Here is a 2,404-nt window from a genome sequence, read left to right on the forward strand (position 1 = left end):
CCTTTTCTTCTACTTGAATTCGTACCTGAAGTTTACGTCGGCGCCCAGACGACCTAACTCGTTTCTTTCGCCTACGAGTGAGATGTTCCGCCTTAACATGTACTGGGCCTTGATCTTGTCGCCCTTGGTGGAGGTGGTTATGAACGACAGATTTAGCTTACCGTTGAGGAATTTCTTGGAGATTATCATCTGCGGCGTGATCGTGGACTTGTCCTCGTCATAGGAGGGGGCCAACTGTATCCTGCTGAGGCCGCCGATCTTTTTCAGCCGCTCCTCGACAAGACTCTGATACCTGGTCGTCAACAGCGTGGACGTCCCGGCCTCGGAGAGGAGATTGACAATGGCCTTCTCCGTCAGCGGCGGAAAAGACGACAACGCTACGTTGGCCTTCGTCAGTTGACCATCCATCACCAGACGGATGCTGTAACCGCTGATCGTGGTTTCGGCCAGGACGTTGATAAAGGGGTTGAACCCCTCCTCACCCGTAAAATCGACGCTGGCGTTGATGAGGTCAAACTCGCTCTTTTGCAGGAGCACCTTTCCACGGTCTGTCTGTATGCGACCGTAGAGCACGGGGTTTGAGGCCGTGCCACGCACCAGGAGGTCTACCTTGAGCATCGATTCGATGACGTTGTTCTCTATGGCTATGTTGTCGTCACCGGTGAGATTGACGTTCAACTCCAGTGTCTTGAACGTGGTCAACCGTGACAACTGCGGCGTGGTGTTGGCAAGGATCATCTCCTGGAGGTAGAGGTTCTTGGTGTACCGGGCCTTGGCGACCTTGATGCTGCCTGAAAGGGTCTGCTTTGCCAGATCGCCGCTGTAGTACAGGTTGCCATCGAGGTACGCCTTGAAGCCATCACTGATGTATATCGGCATGTTTTTGAGATTGCCCTCCAGGTAAAACTTCTTGATGCTGAGGCCGTCAATGTAGGCCACTCCGCTGCCCGATAAGAGGCTGCCTCCAAAGTTTGTATTCAGAGATTGAACGACACATCTTCTGACGTCACAGTACATGTAGGCGTTGATGTCATTAAAGTAGTGTCGGATGTTTGTTATTCCAAGCGTTGCGCCCTTTATGTCTATACCACCAGTCAGTTGCGGACTCTGCCAGTTGCCAACAATGGATACCGCCACATCGGCCTCCCCGTTTAGCCAACTTATCTTGTCCGACATCCCCCGGAACAGATTCAGCCTGGGCTTGCCGGTGATGTTGAGGTTGTACGACTTCCCCGCCACCAGCGAACCGGTGAGATATATGGCGGTCTGCCCCGTTGTCAGCACAAAGGAGTTTACATGCACCTCTCTGCCATCCATGGAGATGTCTATCGGGGCGGTGTTGGAAAATGCCTGCTCATAGGCAGACCCCTCAAACGTTGGCACCAGGAGCCTACCCTTAAGCGTCTGTGCGTTGCCATAGAGGGAGAAACTGCCCAGGGCGGTAAGCCGTAAGTCCTGCGGCAGACGAGGGTCAAACTTCCTGGCCAACGGTGCGTAGTCGGTGCGTTTTATAGTGCCGTCAAGCAACCACGGCATATCCTTGGCAAAGATGCCCACCTTGCCCTTGACACTTATGTTGCCATCGAGCAGTCCACCCTTGAATATCACGCCGTCGCCGGTGAGCCTTGCCTCGGCCACGTTTGGCGACATTGCCTCCTTGCCCCAGGCATTCATCACAAGGGCCGGCTGCCCCAGGGTGCCCTCACCGGAGAACCGGCAATGCAGTACGGGGTCCCCCCAGAGCGTGGATATAGCACCCCTTTGCACGCCACCCTTTTGTGTACGCGGCAACTTCGCATAGGGGATGTCCTTTTCGTTTATGATACAGCTATCGGAGGTGACCTTGTAGCGCAACTGTTGCCAATCGTCGCCATTGACGCCCGTGAGTGAGACCCCGATAGCAGCGCTTACTTCTGAGGCATCCGTCTTAAGGGTCAACTGCGGCATGGTCAACGCCTCATCGTGGTAGACAAACCGGCCGCGTGCAAGACCCACGGGATGATTGGCAACCTCGAGCTTGCTTACGTCAAAGTCTCCGGCGTACTTTAAACTCTCCAGCGGCCCCGATATACTGAATGTCGTATTGAGTTTACCCGACATCTTTTGGCTGGATATCCTCCGGGCATTGATGCCACTTCCCTCGGAGAACCTCTTTGACAGGCCCCCGACATCGGCCCCCCTTACGGCAACATCAAAGGCCATCACCGGCTGATTGAAGTCGAAGATATACTTGGTATCGCTGAAATGCACTGCCCCGGCAAAAGAGGTGTTGCCCGTATACGTCATAGCGGCGCCGTATTTCAGTTCCAGCAACTCACGACTGTAGCGCAGTTGACCTTGTAGTGCGGTAAAGTCAAGGCCCCAGAAGTTGCCCTTATCCAGACTGACGGCGCCGCTGATGAGC

1 protein-coding gene is annotated in these 2,404 nt (G+C 54.6%); it reads right to left on the reverse strand.

What is annotated here, in order from left to right:
- Window positions 1–9 precede the first annotated feature (9 nt).
- A partial coding sequence (locus tag HWQ67_RS16410; RefSeq protein ID WP_218253764.1) for a translocation/assembly module TamB domain-containing protein occupies window positions 10–2,404 on the reverse strand: 2,395 nt, incomplete at its 5' end.

Origin of the sequence: Candidatus Magnetobacterium casense (assembly GCF_019173545.1) — a bacterium.
In the GTDB taxonomy this organism is placed as follows: Bacteria; Nitrospirota; Thermodesulfovibrionia; order Thermodesulfovibrionales; family Magnetobacteriaceae; genus Magnetobacterium; species Magnetobacterium cryptolimnobacter.